We start from the raw sequence: 625 nt of genomic DNA on the forward strand, positions 1-625 counted from the left end.
TCGAAACCCTTGATCGTCGCATAGGCCGTCTTCAACGTCTTGAACCCTCTGACCGGCTTGATGAGTTGTTTCAGCTTGCCGTGATCGGCCTCGACGACATTGTTCAAATATTTGATCTGCCGATGTACCAGCTCGTCGGGGCATTTGCCTTCGGCCTTCAATTGAGCGATGGCAATCCCGTAGGTTGACGCTTTGTCAGTGTTGATGACAGTCGGCTTTTCCCAGTCTTTCAGGCCATTCAAAGCCTTACCCAAAAAGCGCTTGGCTGCTTTGGCATTACGGGTCGGAGACAGATAGAAATCGATGGTGTTGCCGAATTTGTCGACGGCCCGGTAAAGGTAAGTCCATTGCCCGCGGACCTTCACATAGGTTTCGTCGACACGCCAGCTCGTTGACTGTGGCCGGCGCCAATGCCAGCGCAGCCGTCTTTCCATCTCCGGTGCATACTTTTGAACCCAGCGATAAATCGTGGAATGATCGACAGGCACGCCCCGTTCGCCCATCATCTGTTCAAGATCGCGGTAGCTGATGCCATAGCGGCAATACCACCTCACCGCCCATAAGATAACGTCACCCTGAAAATGACGCCACTTGAAATCGCTCATCAAAAGTCTCGCTGAAAATT

At 52.5% G+C, this 625-nt stretch carries 1 protein-coding gene; it reads right to left on the reverse strand.

Features of this window, described 5'->3' with window-relative positions; genetic code table 11:
- Positions 1–605, reverse strand: a 605-nt coding sequence (locus JL39_RS13790; protein WP_037151354.1) for an IS6 family transposase, incomplete at its 3' end; no start/stop codon positions are given.
- Positions 606–625 lie beyond the last annotated feature (20 nt).

Source organism: Rhizobium sp. YS-1r, from assembly GCF_000757525.1.
GTDB classification, from domain to species: domain Bacteria; phylum Pseudomonadota; class Alphaproteobacteria; order Rhizobiales; family Rhizobiaceae; genus Neorhizobium; species Neorhizobium petrolearium.